This is a genomic window from Treponema bryantii NK4A124, assembly GCF_000421345.1.
Taxonomy (GTDB): Bacteria; Spirochaetota; Spirochaetia; order Treponematales; family Treponemataceae; genus Treponema_D; species Treponema_D bryantii_B.
This window is the reverse complement of the sequence record NZ_ATWV01000009.1, coordinates 137,761-152,509: the sequence shown is the minus strand read 5'-3', so window position 1 is coordinate 152,509 and position 14,749 is coordinate 137,761. Positions and strand designations below refer to the sequence as shown.

Annotated in this window: 13 protein-coding genes; 9 read left to right on the top strand and 4 right to left on the bottom strand. The window is 39.9% G+C overall.

Features of this window, described 5'->3' with window-relative positions:
* The first annotated feature begins 61 nt into the window (after positions 1-61).
* From G626_RS17585 to G626_RS16310, 7 genes are all read left to right on the top strand, one after another.
* Positions 62-1,381: an IS4 family transposase gene (locus G626_RS17585; RefSeq protein ID WP_081647530.1), complete on the top strand. Its 1,320-nt coding sequence runs from the start codon at positions 62-64 to the stop codon at positions 1,379-1,381.
* A gap of 269 nt (positions 1,382-1,650) precedes the next feature.
* A complete protein-coding gene (locus tag G626_RS0110610) occupies positions 1,651-1,863 on the top strand; it encodes a 4Fe-4S binding protein (protein ID WP_022932764.1) in 213 nt (70 codons plus the stop codon).
* Positions 1,863-2,921: a 3-methyl-2-oxobutanoate dehydrogenase subunit VorB gene (locus G626_RS0110605; RefSeq protein ID WP_022932763.1), complete on the top strand. Its 1,059-nt coding sequence runs from the start codon at positions 1,863-1,865 to the stop codon at positions 2,919-2,921. The genes G626_RS0110610 and G626_RS0110605 overlap by 1 nt, the downstream gene beginning before the upstream one ends.
* A complete protein-coding gene (locus tag G626_RS16315) occupies positions 2,914-3,702 on the top strand; it encodes a thiamine pyrophosphate-dependent enzyme (protein ID WP_022932762.1) in 789 nt (262 codons plus the stop codon). The genes G626_RS0110605 and G626_RS16315 overlap by 8 nt, the downstream gene beginning before the upstream one ends.
* Positions 3,703-3,720: 18 nt before the next feature.
* A complete protein-coding gene (locus G626_RS0110595) occupies positions 3,721-4,275 on the top strand; it encodes a 2-oxoacid:acceptor oxidoreductase family protein (RefSeq protein ID WP_022932761.1) in 555 nt (184 codons plus the stop codon).
* Between the two features lie 3 nt (positions 4,276-4,278).
* Positions 4,279-4,854, top strand: coding sequence for a helix-turn-helix domain-containing protein (locus G626_RS0110590; RefSeq protein ID WP_022932760.1), 576 nt, complete (start codon positions 4,279-4,281; stop codon positions 4,852-4,854).
* A 149-nt stretch (positions 4,855-5,003) separates the two neighbouring features.
* The gene (locus G626_RS16310; protein WP_022932759.1) at positions 5,004-5,198 is read left to right on the top strand and encodes a hypothetical protein; all 195 of its coding nucleotides are present in this window, start codon (positions 5,004-5,006) and stop codon (positions 5,196-5,198) included.
* 15 nt (positions 5,199-5,213) lie between these two features.
* On the opposite strand, the gene G626_RS0110580 is transcribed toward G626_RS16310, so the two are convergent.
* The 4 genes from G626_RS0110580 to G626_RS16295 are packed head-to-tail and all read right to left on the bottom strand — an operon-like array spanning position 5,214 to position 11,113.
* Positions 5,214-6,485 carry an ABC transporter substrate-binding protein gene (locus tag G626_RS0110580; RefSeq protein WP_022932758.1) on the bottom strand — a complete coding sequence of 424 codons (1,272 nt, stop codon included), beginning with the start codon at positions 6,483-6,485 and terminating at the stop codon, positions 5,214-5,216.
* A complete protein-coding gene (locus G626_RS16305; protein WP_022932757.1) occupies positions 6,486-9,071 on the bottom strand; it encodes a response regulator in 2,586 nt (861 codons plus the stop codon).
* Between the two features lie 27 nt (positions 9,072-9,098).
* The gene (locus G626_RS16300) at positions 9,099-9,434 is read right to left on the bottom strand and encodes an Hpt domain-containing protein (RefSeq protein ID WP_022932756.1); all 336 of its coding nucleotides are present in this window, start codon (positions 9,432-9,434) and stop codon (positions 9,099-9,101) included.
* Positions 9,431-11,113 carry a putative bifunctional diguanylate cyclase/phosphodiesterase gene (locus G626_RS16295; RefSeq protein WP_022932755.1) on the bottom strand — a complete coding sequence of 561 codons (1,683 nt, stop codon included), beginning with the start codon at positions 11,111-11,113 and terminating at the stop codon, positions 9,431-9,433. The genes G626_RS16300 and G626_RS16295 overlap by 4 nt, the downstream gene beginning before the upstream one ends.
* A 165-nt stretch (positions 11,114-11,278) precedes the next feature.
* Between G626_RS16295 and G626_RS16290 the strand changes: the two genes are divergently transcribed.
* Both G626_RS16290 and G626_RS17580 read left to right on the top strand, forming a co-directional pair.
* On the top strand, positions 11,279-12,403 hold the full coding sequence (locus G626_RS16290; protein WP_022932754.1) for a substrate-binding domain-containing protein: 1,125 nt from the start codon (positions 11,279-11,281) through the stop codon (positions 12,401-12,403).
* Positions 12,404-12,414: 11 nt separating this feature from the next.
* Positions 12,415-14,748 (top strand): diguanylate cyclase domain-containing protein, encoded by a 2,334-nt coding sequence (locus G626_RS17580; protein ID WP_022932753.1) that lies wholly within the window; start codon positions 12,415-12,417, stop codon positions 14,746-14,748.
* Position 14,749: the final 1 nt, after the last annotated feature.

The window sequence follows — 14,749 nt, the reverse complement described above, 5'->3', positions numbered from 1 at the left end:
CAACATCATCAACTTAAGGAACCTACTATTTAAAAATTCTAAAATCTATTAGAATTTCTGTATGGGTGGAAAAAGTATAACAAGATTTAACAGAACTGTCTCTTTATGGAAATCTAAAAAGATTAGAGAAATAGCCAGAGGAAGCCGTAAAAATGTTTTCGTGAGGGTACGAAAAATGAGCGTCTATGATATAATGACAAGCATCATAGCACGCAAAGGACTTACGGCAGCAATGGAAATTAGAAATTATTCCAAGAAAAGCGGAAAAGACGAAATATCAAAACAAGCCTGGCTCAAGGCGAGACAAAACCTAAATCCAGAAGTATTCAGATATGCCAATGACGAATATATAAAATCCTTTTATGAATCAGAGGATGAAGTAAAGCTATGGAATGGTTATCTTGTACTTGCGATAGACGGCAGTAAAGCAGAAATTCCAAACTCTGAAGAAAATAGAAAAACATATGGAACTCAGGGGAATATATATTGCGAAGGACCTGCCCGGGCTTTAATAAGCGGCCTTTTTGATGTCCTCAATGATTTTTTCATAGATCTTCAGATATGCAATGTAAATGTGAATGAACTTGAAGCTGCAAAAGAAAACATCAATGCGATAGAGAGAATAGGACTAAAACAAAAGATTATCATAATTTTTGACAGAGGTTATCCTTCATTAGAACTTTTAAATTATCTTGATGAACAGAAAATAGCTTATATAGTGAGAATTTCTTCAACCTTCTGTAAAAATGAGAGACAGCAGACAGAAAGCAATGACTCTGTTGTAAAAATATTGAATACAAAAACAAAGCTGATGAAATTGAAAGCTAAGAATGAAGATCTGTATGAAAAAATTAAAGACAATGAATTCACAGCCACAAGACTAATCCGTGACAAAACTCCAGCAGGAGATGAATTTGCAATTTTGACGAGTCTTCCTGATGATATAAAAAGCGAAGAAATTATAAGTGCATATTTTCTGAGATGGAAAATAGAAGATGCTTATAACACAATAAAAAATAAGATGAGATTCGAAAGCGTAACAGGAAATGCAAGTATTTATGTAGAGCAGGATTTTCTTGCGCAGGTTTATGTATATAACATGATGGAAGATGTGAGACATACTGCAGAAGAAAAACTTCAGAAGAAACCTGATAAATATATGTATCCTCAGAGAATCAATCAGAATGTTGCTATAGGTATATTCAAAGATGAACTTCTTGATATGGCTCTTGAGGAAAATGACAGGATCAGGGTACGTAAACTGAAAAGAATTCAGGCAGAGATTTCAAAGTACACTCTGCCTGTCCGGAAATCAAAGTCTAAAAAAAGACAGTTTAATAAAGCTAATAAATTCGGCTGTAATCTAAAACCGTCTTTTTAGTCTTAAGTTGATGATGTTGGGCGTTGCGGGGGTGTCCCCCGCTGGAGAGGGTGGCGGAAAACGCCGACAGGCGGTTGGAGCCAGGGGGAGACTTCCCCCTCCTAAATACTTTTATTTTACTCCCACTGCAAAACTTTAATAATATTTCATTTTTTTAGTAAAACTGTATTGTATAAAGCGGCACTTTTCTATATTATATCAGCATATATCATTATTATAAGAGTATGGTCGGCGGACTTTGGGACGGCGGCTGTTCAAAGGTGAGGTATATGGCTAAAGGACGACCTTTAATCAACAAGGAACGCTGTAAGGGCTGTGGACTTTGTATCCGCGTTTGCCCTAAGAAGATTCTTGAAATGTCTAAAGAAACCAATGGTCAGGGAGTTTCTTTCCCTGTTTGTATTGATGAGGCAAGCTGTATTGCCTGCAGTATGTGTGCAACTATGTGCCCGGACTGCGTAATTGAAATTGAGGCTGAATAATGGCAGAAAAAGTTTTGATGAAAGGAAACGAAGCAATTGCCGAGGCTGCGGTTCGTGCCGGCTGTCGTTTCTACTTTGCATATCCAATCACACCGCAGAATGAAATTCCGGCTTATATGGCTAAGCGTCTTCCAGAAGTAGGTGGAACCTTCCTTCAGGCTGAATCTGAGTTAGCTGCCATTAACATGGTAATGGGGGCTTCAGCTGCCGGATCTCGCTGTATGACTTCTTCTTCTTCTCCTGGAATCTCTTTGAAACAGGAAGGAATTTCTTATATCTCCGGAGCTCAGCTTCCTGCCGTTGTTGTAAACATGATGCGCGGTGGTCCTGGTCTTGGAAACATTTCCGGTGCTCAGGGTGACTACTTTCAGGCAACCCGCGGTGGTGGAAACGGTGACTACCATGTGGTAGTTATTGCTCCGGGTACTGTTCAGGAAATGGCTGACTGTACTCTCAAGGCATTTGAGATTGCCGACAAGTACCGCGTTATGTGTATGATTCTTGGTGACGGTTATCTTGGACAGATGTCTGAGCCTTGTGTTCTTCCTGACTTTGTAAAAGAGTTCCCTGCAAAGCCTTGGGCTCTTACAGGAAAAACTCCGGACCGCAAGCAGAACAAGATTATGTCTCTCAAGCTTTCCGGAATTGACGGCGAATTGAACGCTCACACAAAGGCTCTTTTTGAAAACTATCAGAAGATTCAGGACAATGAAACAATGTCTGAAACTTTTATGTGTGACGATGCTGATTACATTCTTACCGGCTACGGAACTTGTGCCCGTGTCTGCAAGAAGGCTGTAAAGCTGCTCCGCGAGCAGGGTATTAAGGCTGGTCTTTTCCGTCCGATTACTCTCTGGCCATTCCCTGCAAAAGAGCTTGAAGCTGCCTGCAAGAATGCCAAGAAGATTTTGACTGTAGAAATGTCTATGGGTCAGATGGTTCAGGATGTTAAGCTTAACTGCGGAAGAAGTGTAAAGGATGTTGATTTCTATGGCGAGCCTGGTGGAATCATTCCTTCAGTTGATGCTGTTATTGAGAAGGTAAAGAGCTATGAGTAAGAAATATGAATTTCCAAAATCAATGAATGACGTGCCTACACACTACTGTGGTGGCTGTGGTCATGGAATCGTTCACAAGTTGATTGCACAGGTTATTGATGAAATGAATATTCAGCAGGATGTACTTCTTGTTGCTCCTGTTGGTTGTGCAGTTTATGCCTATAACTATATTAATGTTGATTCCTGCGAGGCCGCTCATGGTCGTGCTCCTGCAGTTGCAACTGGTATGAAGCGCGTTCATCCAGATAAGCTTGTTATCAGCTATCAGGGTGATGGAGACCTGCTTGCCATTGGTACAGGTGAAACTGTTCACGCTGCAAACCGCGGTGAAAACATCACTGTAATTTTTATCAACAATGCAATTTACGGAATGACTGGTGGTCAGATGGCTCCAACTTCTCTTGTTGGTCAGGTTACAAAGACAACTCCTTTCGGACGTAATGCTGATGAAGTTGGTTACCCGATTCGTGCCTGCGAGCTTTTGAATACTCTTGTTGAACCAAAGTATATTGAGCGCTGTGCCGTTTATGATGTTCCTCACATCAACAAAACTAAGGCAGCCATCAAAAAGGCTTTGACATATCAGAAGGAAGGAAAGGGCTACAGCTTTGTCGAGGTTCTTTCTATGTGTCCTACAAACTGGGGTGTTGCTCCAACTGTTGCTGCTGACTGGGTAAAGGATCAGATGGAGCCTTATTATCCTCTGGGAGTTTTCCGCGACGTTCCAGGCGGAGTTACTCCGGAAGCCGCAACACCAAAAGCCGGCGTTGTTACAAAGTAAGGTAGGGGAGGATAAGATATGACAACAGAAATTATTTTTGCCGGATTCGGTGGTCAGGGTGTTATCCTTGCCGGAAAAATCCTTACACTTGCCGGAATGAGCGAAGACAAATACGTTTCACACATTCCTTCATACGGTGCTGAGATGCGCGGTGGTACTGCTAACTGTTCTGTAATCGTTAGTGATGAAGAAGTTGCATCCCCTGTTATTGAAAAGCCGGATGTAGTCGTTGCTCTCAACAAGCCTTCTATGACTAAGTTTGAAAAGTGGCTTAAGCCGGGCGGACTTTTGATTTACAATTCTTCTTTGATTGATATTGAACCAAGCCGCAAGGATATTCGTACTCTTGCTTTGCCTGCTAATGATATAACCGCAGAGACTAACAACGCCCGCGGTGCAAACATGGTTGTTCTTGGCTGTCTTGCAAAGGTTTGCCCTGGTATGATTAGCGGAGTTAAGCCTTTTGAGTACGCTTTGGATGAAGCAATTTCGGCCCGCAACAAGAAGTTCAATCCGATAAATATTGCTACAATCGAAGCGGCATACAACAAGGATTACGATATTAAAGGATAAAATATGAGTGAAAAAAATAAAATAGGTGCAAAGGTAAAACTGGTTCGCGAAAACCGCAAGCTTTCTATCGAAGATGTTTCTGAGCGCACAAACCTCAGCGTTGAACAGATTGCAAGCATTGAAGACGGTTCGCTTGTTCCAAACCTCACACCGCTTATTAAGATTGCCCGTGTTCTTGGCGTTCGCCTTGGAACCTTTATGGACGATGATGAAAACCTGGGACCTGTAGTAACCCGTGCTCAGGACAAGAAGGAAGTAACCCGCTTCAGTGACCGCGGAAACGCAGTTAATTCTGACCTGGACTTCTATACTCTGGCTCAGAACAAGGCCGGCCGCCACATGGATCCTTTCATCATTGATATCTTCCCATCTTCTGAAGAAGAAATCAAAACTTCAACTCACGAAGGTGAAGAGTTCATCTACGTTCTCGAAGGTGAAGTAGAAATCATCTACGGCAAGGACAAGTACGAACTCAAGCAGGGCGATTCGATTTATTATGAGTCGATTGTTGCGCACCATGTACATTCACATGGAGAGAACAAGGCTAAGATTCTTGCGGTAGTTTATACTCCTGCGTGATGTGGTTTCGATACGCCGCGCTGCGGCTACTCAACCACCGGTGAACACTATAGTGGTTTCGATACTATGCTTCGCATCACTCAACCACCGGAAAAAATCTACGGTGATTGAGTAGCCCAAAGGGCGTATCGAAATCACCATTTTAAAACATGGACGACAAAGAATACTATAGTCTGATGAATCGTTCTTCTTCCTGGGCTCTTCAGCAGGCTCTAAAGAAAAAATCCACAAAAAAAACTCCGCCACAGCATAACGCCGTAGACGGAGTTAATTCATATTCTACACTCGAAGCCCGCCAGGGCAGGGCAGATGCTGAAATGCTGCTGGAAAAAAAATCCGACTAGACGGCATTTTCTTTTCTACTTGAAGCTGCCGTAATTATCCACTGCCTGCTCAACAGTCATGTTTCCAATCAAAACCTGCTGAACGGCGGTGCGCATCTGGGCAATTGCACTGTCAATAAGTCCCAGCTCTCCAAGATATATTGGGGTAGACTTACTCAGTGGGGCAAAAACTTCGTCAAAGGAATAATCTTTTGAAACAGTAATAAGACGCTTGATTTTTGCAAGATTGTTGAGTTCCTCTGTTCTTACAAGAAAACGCATGAATTCATCCGCCATATCAAGATTTTTAGAATTTTTGTTTACGGAAAATCCTACAGAAACGTTGTTTACAAAATAACTGTTCTGATCCGTGGCAGGAAAAATGCGAAAGCTGTATTTAAAAGGATTATTTACAAAAGCCTGTGACTGAGCTTCCCTTTTTAAGGTTCCCGAAACTATGTCTGTATCACAGAGCATTATTGGAATGTTTCCTTCAAAAAAAGCCATGATTACTTTATTGTATTTATCTTTAAGGGTACGGCACTGGTCAAGATCAATAAGTCCCTCTTCCATAAAGTTTTTTGCCCATTCCAGCGTTGGTCTTAAATATTCTCCTGCAGCAGGATTAAGCTGATTGAGCATTGCAACAGCCTCAGCCTTATTCTCAAGTGATTTACAGAAATAAGAATAAATCAGAGGAAGCCCCATAAAATTGTCTGCATAAACCATAATGGGACTTTTGTAACCGGCAGCTTTCAGTTTGTTGCAGCAATCTACAAGTTCTGTATAGCTTTCTGGAATTTTAAGTCCTTCTTTTTTGAAAATATCTTCGTTTACCATCATTCCGTATGAACCGGAAAGAACAGGAACCATGGGGGTTCTGCCGTCTGCCGTGTGCTCAATAAGCTCACTTCTGATTGTGGAAAGATTAAAGCCCAGGGCTTTTTCATCGGACATATCCTGGGCAGAGGCGAAAAGCTCCTTGTACTCTGGTCTGTCCAGCATCCACTGAAAGGTCATGTAAATATCGGGAGCAGATTCTCCTGCCAGTGCCGATTTTATTGTAGAATTGTAGCTGTCCAGAAATGAAAAGCTTAACTCAACATCCGGGTAAAATTCATTAAAGCGGTCAAACTCTGCTTCCAGAGCCTCAAAATTCTTGTAGTTTCCTGCAATGTTTATCTGGCACTTTGTATCTGTGGCAAGGCGGGGCTTAAAGGCTTTTTCTGCGGCAGATTTTTTAGTGCAGGAAAAAAAGAGACCGGTAAACAATGATAATGCTAAAATAGGAAGTGTTGTCTTTTTCATTTATTCATCCTTATAAAAATCAGGCTTGGCCTCGTGTATTTTCTTGAGCTCTTTGATTACCTGCTTTATGTCAATTGGCTTTGCAATGTGGCCGTTCATTCCGGCTTCAAGACATTCTGCTACGTTTTCGGAAAAGGCGTCGGCTGTCATTGCAATAATCGGGATTCCGGCAGCATAAGGATTTTCAAGCATACGGATCTGGCGGGTTGCGTCCAGACCGTTCAGCTGAGGCATCTGAATATCCATAAATACAGCATCATACTGACTTGGCCCTATGTCGCGGAGCTTTTCTACAGCAACCTTTCCGTTTTCGGCACGGTCGCTGTTAATGCCGTACATCTCAAGCAAGGTATGAATTATTTCCCAGTTTACGTCCATGTCTTCTGCAACAAGTACATTCATTCCTGCAAGCTCTGAATTATTTTCCTCCTGGTCAGCTGCATCTTTTTCTATTCCAAGAACCTCAGAAATCTTTTTGTAGAGGGAAGAACGGAAGAGGGGCTTGCTTATAAAGCCGCTCACACCGGCATTTCTTGCATCATCTTCTATTTGAGTCCAGTCGTAGGCAGAAACAAGAAGAATGGGTATGTCTTTTCCTGCAATTTCGTGAATTTTTTTTGTGAGCTCAAGGCCCGAAATTCCAGGCATTTTCCAGTCAAGAATGATTACATCATAAAGCCTGCCTTTATCTTTTTTTTCACTTATTTTGGCAAGGGCTGTATTTCCGGAATCTGCAAGCTCTGCCTTTGCTCCGAGTGCTGAAAGGGTATCGCTGGCAGTTTCAAGAAGAACTTCGTCATCATCAACCACAAGAACGTCAAGAGGCGGCAGATTCATTTCTTCTTCCGTCCTGTCGCTTATGCTTAATTCCAGAATTACAGTAAATGTTGTTCCTTTACCTTCCGTACTCTGACATTCAATTGTACCGCCCATAAGGTCTGCCATTCTTTTTGTGATGGCAAGGCCAAGTCCTGTTCCCTGAATTTTATTGATGCGGCTGTCGGTCTGGCGGGTAAAAGGCGAATACATTTCTTTCATATATTCTGCTGATATTCCAATTCCTGTATCTTCCACCTTATAGAAAAGCTTTATAAAGCCTGGACTTTGGCTTTCCTCTTCCCACATATCTACATAAACGCTGTTTCCTTCGGGCGTATACTTCAGGGCATTGGAAAGAATGTTTATGAAAATCTGATTGATTCTAAGCTGGTCGGCATAAAGGTACTCATGCTTAATGTTTTTACAGCGGAAGCGGAAATCTATGTTTTTCTCGCGAACCATGGTCTGGGAAAGATTTACAAGATTTTCTGCTGAATCGACAATTGAAAATGTTACAGGCGAAAGATTCAGCTTGCCGCTTTCAACTTTAGATATGTCAAGAATATCATTGATAAGGGTTAAAAGATGATTGCTGGCAAGGCGGATTTTCTTGAGGTTGTCTGTAACGGAAAATGGATCCCTTGCGTTTTTTTCTGCAATCGTCGTAAGGCCGATAATTGCATTCATAGGAGTACGGATATCGTGAGACATTGTAGAAAGGAAGTCTGTCTTGGCCTTGCTTGCAGATTCCGCTGCGGCCGCCGCAATTGTAAGCTTGACATTGAACCTCATAAAGACAATCAAATCAATTATCAGAAGCAGAAGTAGCCCAAAAGCAATTACGCTGATTAGAATCCAGTCTATCTTATTTTCCTCAAAATATTTTGTAGGGATATAAGAAATGATTGACCAGTCAGACGCAGAATTTACAGGAACATGAACAATAAGGCAGTCTTCTCCCTTTGAATTTTTCATTTTAAAGCTTCCGACTGTATGAACCCTGCTTTTTAACTCTTCAATCCTGCTGAAATCTGCAGGATTATAGGATTTATAAAATTCAAAAAAGTTGGAGTTTTTAAATGACTTTCCCTTTATGATATAGTTGCCGTCAGAATCAATCATGGAAATTTGTGCATTTTCAAAGCGTTCTGTAGGGAAAGACCATTTTCCGGAAATGTTTTCAAGGGGAACAACCCTCATCAAAAGGGCTTTTTTTAAGGAGCCGGCGGAATCTGTAAGATTAACTACATCACAAAAGGCAATTGATTGAACTCCATTCATAGGATTTGTATAAGAGCGGGTAACGTGCACGGCATCAAAATTATCTGTATACAAATATGTGCGGTGCTCCGGCTGCAGCTCTGAACTTATATTTTTCAGGGAAGAAAGAATATCTATATTCTGATAGGAAACCGTATTGTCGTCCGGGTTGTCGGCTCTGGCTCTGTTGGAAAGGCCTGTAAGGCTGTCCAGATAAATTACATGGGAAGAATTTGTTTTTACTACCTGAACCTGCGTTAAGTAGTCAATAGCTTCATTCATGGTAAGACGGTTGGGGCTGATGTATCTTGCCCAGGAATTACAAAGACGCTGCTCACCTTCAAGATAATAAGTCGTTACACGCTCAAGGCCAATGCTCATGTTTACAAAATTTTCTGTATTTGCCGCAGACTGAATTTTTCCCTGCTGCCTTACATAAAGGGAAACAAAAACCATTATAAAGAAAATAATCAGGATATTTGCTATGAATATTGGAACTTTTCTCATTACAACTCCAGCATGAAAGATTACCCCTTACAGGGCGAGAAGTTTTTCCTGCATCGTCATAATCTGACTGTAAAGACCTGTGCAGTCTGTATCGGTTTTGGAGCGAAGCATTTCTGTAAGCTGGCAGATTAAATCATAAAGGGGAGTAAGGCTCAGGTTTCCTATTACGCCTTTAAGTGAGTGGCAGAGTTCAAAAGCCCTGTCAAAATCCTTTGCTTCCAGGGCAGGGCCCAGCAGCTGAAAATTCTGATTTGTCAGGCCCATGTTTACCATTTTAAGGTAAAAGTCTTCCTTGTTCAGGCAGCGGGCCAGTCCTTCCTCTACATTTGCTCCGGCAGCTTTAAGGGATTCTATAGTCATCATTTTGCATCTCCCTTGTCATTGCCGGCATATTTTGAAAAATCCTCCGGCGGCAGGGGCTTAGCAAAATAATAGCCCTGAATTATGTCGCAGCCGGCTTCCTTCAAAAGCCTGCATTCTTCCTCGGTTTCCACGCCTTCTGCAATTACAGGAACTCCAAGAGTCTGGGCGATTTTCAATACCAGATTTACCAGCTCCATTTCCTTATTGCCCGGCTGAATATTGCGGATAAAGGCCTTGTCCAATTTCAGGGCGTCAATCGGCATGGATGTGAGCATGTTGAGGGAAGAGTAGCCAGAGCCAAAATCATCCATTTCTATTTTGTGTCCAAGGGAGCGGAGCTTTTCTACAACCTCAATAATATGTTTTGAATCTGAAGTGTAAGCAGACTCCGTAATTTCCAGCATGTAGTCCTTTGCTTCCAGTCCGTTTTCCTTTACAATCTTTGTGATAAAGTCGGTCATGTCGGGAGCGGCAATATCCACTCGTGAAACATTTACGGAAACAGGAATGGTCATGCCAAGCTCTTTTTTCCAGAGGGCAATCTGTTTTGCGGCTTCTTCCCAGACGTAGCGGTCAAGCTTGGTAACAAGGCCGTTCTCTTCAAATAGCGGAATAAAGAGGTCAGGACGTACAAAGCCAAGCTCCGGGTGAATCCAGCGGACAAGGGCTTCTGCCGAGCATAACCTTGGGGTGTCGCCTGTGATGTTGAACTTTGGCTGATACTGAACTTTAAACTGCCTGTTTTCAATGGCGGCTTCAAAATCTTCCAGCAGGTGGGCGTTGAATACTTCGCGCTCTGCCATCTGATTGTCATAAATGCAGATTTCTTCTCCGGCCTTATTGCGGATAGAATTGCAGGCCTGAATGGCATGATCAAAGCGGAGGAGAATCGGAAGTGATTTTTCCGCATCCGTATAAACTCCAAGGCGCAGTCTTGTTTCCGAAGCCTTGAGCAGGGAAGAAAGCTTTTCGTTTATTTTTTCAATAAAGATTTTATAGTCATCAATATGAGGAATATATGCAAAGAAGGTGTCTGCATCCTTGCGGCCTGCAATACCACCTGTTTTTAAAAGCGTACTGCGGATTCCGTCTGCCATTGCCGAAAGTATCTGGTCTCCAAACATACGTCCTTTCAGCTCATTCAAAAGATGAAAACGGGTAAAGTTAATTACTACTGCATCCATTTTCTGCAAGGGATAACGCTGGTCAAACTGGGAAGCGTATTCAAAGAAAAAATCCTGGCTGTAGAGCAGGGTAAGCTTATCAAACTCTGTTGCATGAATGATTTTTGCATTCTCAAAAAGCTCAATGGAATGACGTACCCGGGCAAGAATAACCTCCGGCCTGTCATAAGGCTTTGTAAGGAAGTCTGCAGCCCCAAGTTTAAGGCTTTCAATTTCTGATGATTTTTCTGACGTAAGGACAATTACTGGAATTTCTGTAATCAGGCCTTCTTCATTCATAGCCTTTAAAAGTTCATTGCCGTCCATAACAGGCATAAGTAAGTCAAGCAACACCAGAGAAATTGAAATGCCCTCAGATTGTATTTTTTCTAAAGCTTCTTTTCCATTTTCTGCGTAAATAACTTTGTATTCAGACTGAATAATATTACCAAGAATTTCGCGGTTAATTGCTTCATCATCTACAATAAGAATAGTTCTCTCAAATAAATCTTCCATATATTACATTATATATCGATTCGGTTCAGTTTGCGATATTTTTTTTAATAATAAATCTTTTCAATAAAATTATTAATGTAAATAAAATTATTTGTTATTTTTACTTGTTTTTTCATACTTTTAGATTTAAAATATAAATTATAATTGCTTATTGGAATTCAAGATATGAGAAATAAGAGATTTATTCAATTTTTTCTCAGCTTGACCATCCTTGCCTTTGTGCTTGTAATGTCAGGCTGTTCATCTGAAGCATTAAAAAAACGTAATAACAAAAATCAAAATAACAATGTATCTTCTCATAATACTCACTCGCAAGACGGTTTTAATGATTCAAGTGTTATAAAAGAAAAAGTCCTTGATGTTTATAACCCTAAAAATCGTGAATATAATTTTTATTTTACCTATAAAATAGTCCATGCCTGGTGGGATGCCGTAGCTCTTGGCATGGAAGATGCAGTCCGCCAGTACGAAGAAAAGGGAATCAATATAACCTATGACTACCGGGCTCCGGATGCAATGTCAGCCTACGATCAGGTTCAGCGAATCAAAAAAGCAGCAGCCCTCAATGAATATGATGTAATTGGTGTTGATGTTGCAGATATAGATATTGTTACCCCGGTTATAAATCAGATTATTTCTGAGGGACATAAGGTTATGACTTTTTCAAGCTCTGATTCTGGAAAAGAAAATGGTTGTAACAGAATTGCCTATGTAGGAAATACTCATAACTATAAAGACGGACAGGACCTTGCAGAAGCTCTTTGTTCTTATTTGAAATATAATGGCCAGGTTGCAATGCTCGTTGGTAATGTGGGGGCTCCTTGTCATGAAGAGCGTGCAAGTGGAGCTAAATCCGTTTTTGATAAATATGAAGGAATAAATCTTATTGATGTAAAATATGATGAAGACAGCGATGTAAATGCCTATAATCTTACAAAAGAATTTCTGGAAAAATATCCGGATCTGGATGGAATCATCTGCTGCAATATGAGTAATCCGGTAGGGGCAGGACGAGCTGTTGAGGAAGCGGGAAAAGCAGGCAAGGTAATTATTGTTGGAATGGACCATGATGAGCGGGCAATAAAATATCTTCGCGATGGAATTATTTATGCCCTTGCAATTCAGGACTGTTATTCAATTGGTTTTGATACAATTACCACTGCAGTAAAAATTGCTGATGGTATAAGCCCGGGAACTTTATATCCTGAAAAAACAGAAGAAATAACAACTGTATTTTATCAAAAGGATGCGGCTCTTCTGCTACATTCACTTTATGGTGTAATGGAATAGGAGAGGCAGCTATGAAAAAACTTACTAAACGTATTATTCATATATTTACAGCTTCAAGTTTGACAATAATGACAATTCTTTTATTAATTATGTCATTAAAAACTGCAGATACTACACAAGAAGTTACAGATAAAGCAATTGATAAGATTAGTCATTTTTATATAGAAGAAATTGCAAAAAGCCGCACTTCTCTCATTTCTAACGAACTTGATAAAAAATATAAGTATGTAAATAATGCACTTGATATTATTACACAAAATGACCTGGAATCCCCTAAAGCGCTTAGAAGTTTTCTTGGTAAAATGCGTAAGCTTTATAACATGGACACCTTTGCCCTCGTTGATGAAAATGGTCTTGTTTATACATCGCACTCAACCTGTTCCGGTAAAACCAGATATCCTTTCCTTGCTAAAGCAATTACAGAACCAATTTATTCTACAGTTTTAAATTATGGTGGCGACAAACAGCTTTTTCTTGCAGTTCCGGTTTCAGGAATTTATTTTAATAATTCAAAAATCACAGCCTGTTTTGTCGAAATTGATATTAATCAGATGATGAGGTCTATGGCCTATCGTTATGAAAATATGGAAACCTACTTTAATCTCTATTACAAAAATGGAGAAAGTCTTACAAATACGGATTTTGGAAAGCTGCCTGCAGGTTTAAATCTTCTTTCAGCAATTTCTGAGAGCGAAAAGGATTCCAAAAAAATAAGAAAAGTTGTAAATGATTTTTCTTCAGGTGGCTCAGGTTTAATAGAAGTTAATTATGATAACGAAAAGGCTCATCTCTTTTATATTCCTGTAAAAAACACTGGCTGGATTATGACAATTCTTGTTTACGAAACTGTTATTAATGAGCAGGTAAGTACAAGTATTGCTTCTCTTATGCATCAAACAAGAATTCATATTTTCTTTACCTTTGCTTTAATTGTATTACTTTTTATCGGATTAATTTTGATTATCCGAAATGCTTCTCATTTTAAGCTTGAGCAGGAAAAGATAATCAGTCAAAGAACTCAGCAGGCCTATGAGAAACTTAATAAAGAAACAAATGCAATGCAGATTATTCACTCGGTTCTGGATTCAGGACCTTGGACAATTGAATTTGATGAAAATGGTAATATTGTAAAATGCAACTGGTCGGATACTTTCCGTAAATTACTTGGTTTTAAATCTGAAAAGGAGTTTCCGAATACGCTTGAGGCTTGGTCTGACAGACTTCACAGGGATGATAAAAATTCAGTACTCAAAGCCTTCTGGGATACTGTAAATGATACCAGCGGCCAGACAGTTTATGATGTTGAATATCGTCTTTTGACAAAAAATGATGGCTGGAAATGGTATCATGCGGCGGGAAATATTATTCGTAATGCAGATGGTAAGCCACAAACTTATGTTGGACTCTTTACTGATATTGATGAAAATAAAAAAAACGAAATCAACCTCATGGAGCAGTTTAATATCGTAAATGCTCTCAGCCGTGACTTTGCAAATATTCTGACAATTAATCTTACAACAAGAACTATAAAACCTATTAAGCTTGGCGGTTATATTCCTGAATCCTTTATGGAAAATTATTCTGCAGATTCTTCTTACGATACCTTCTTTACAGAATATATTGAACATCGTGTTTATACAGAAGACAAAGCCTTTATGAATGAAGCAATTGCCCTTGATACAATTATACAAAAGCTGAATGAATCGGATGAATATTCATCAAGTTATCGTATTGAAGAAAACGGAGAACTACATTTTTATGAATTCAAATATATGAAATTGAATTCAGATACGATTATTGTCGGTATTATGAATATTGATAAAATCGTAAATGATGCAAAGGAAAAGCAAAAGCTTATTGTACTTTCTGAGACCGACCAGATGACCGGACTTTTGAACCGAATGAGCGGAGAATTAAAGGTGGAAGAAAGCCTTAAGAATGGAAAGGGTGGATTATTCATACTTCTTGATATTGACCATTTTAAGAGCTTTAACGATACTTATGGTCATGATGTAGGCGATAAAGTTATTATAAGTGTTGCTAACTGCCTAAAGTCTGCCTTCCGTGAACATGATATTGTATTCCGTCTAGGGGGAGATGAATTTTCTGCTTATGCAGCTGAAGTTCATGATAAAAAAATTGCAAACTCAATTATTAACCGCTTTATAGAAAATCTTAAGACTATTGTTATTCCAGAGCTCGAAGATAAAGCTGTAACAGCAAGTATTGGTGCTATAATTATTCCTCAGGGAGAAACTGCTGATTTTGGAGATAACTATAAGCTTATTGATAAAGGTGTTTACGAGAGTAAAAAGGTAACTGGTTCACACGTTACCTTTATGTAAA

Coding starts and splice junctions, on each gene's coding strand:
- G626_RS17585 (WP_081647530.1), top strand. CDS start 62: ATGGGTGGAAAAAGTATAACAAGATTTAACAGAACTGTCTCTTTATGG.
- G626_RS0110610 (WP_022932764.1), top strand. CDS start 1,651: ATGGCTAAAGGACGACCTTTAATCAACAAGGAACGCTGTAAGGGCTGT.
- G626_RS0110605 (WP_022932763.1), top strand. CDS start 1,863: ATGGCAGAAAAAGTTTTGATGAAAGGAAACGAAGCAATTGCCGAGGCT.
- G626_RS16315 (WP_022932762.1), top strand. CDS start 2,914: ATGAGTAAGAAATATGAATTTCCAAAATCAATGAATGACGTGCCTACA.
- G626_RS0110595 (WP_022932761.1), top strand. CDS start 3,721: ATGACAACAGAAATTATTTTTGCCGGATTCGGTGGTCAGGGTGTTATC.
- G626_RS0110590 (WP_022932760.1), top strand. CDS start 4,279: ATGAGTGAAAAAAATAAAATAGGTGCAAAGGTAAAACTGGTTCGCGAA.
- G626_RS16310 (WP_022932759.1), top strand. CDS start 5,004: ATGGACGACAAAGAATACTATAGTCTGATGAATCGTTCTTCTTCCTGG.
- G626_RS0110580 (WP_022932758.1), bottom strand. CDS start 6,485: ATGAAAAAGACAACACTTCCTATTTTAGCATTATCATTGTTTACCGGT.
- G626_RS16305 (WP_022932757.1), bottom strand. CDS start 9,071: ATGAGAAAAGTTCCAATATTCATAGCAAATATCCTGATTATTTTCTTT.
- G626_RS16300 (WP_022932756.1), bottom strand. CDS start 9,434: ATGATGACTATAGAATCCCTTAAAGCTGCCGGAGCAAATGTAGAGGAA.
- G626_RS16295 (WP_022932755.1), bottom strand. CDS start 11,113: ATGGAAGATTTATTTGAGAGAACTATTCTTATTGTAGATGATGAAGCA.
- G626_RS16290 (WP_022932754.1), top strand. CDS start 11,279: ATGAGAAATAAGAGATTTATTCAATTTTTTCTCAGCTTGACCATCCTT.
- G626_RS17580 (WP_022932753.1), top strand. CDS start 12,415: ATGAAAAAACTTACTAAACGTATTATTCATATATTTACAGCTTCAAGT.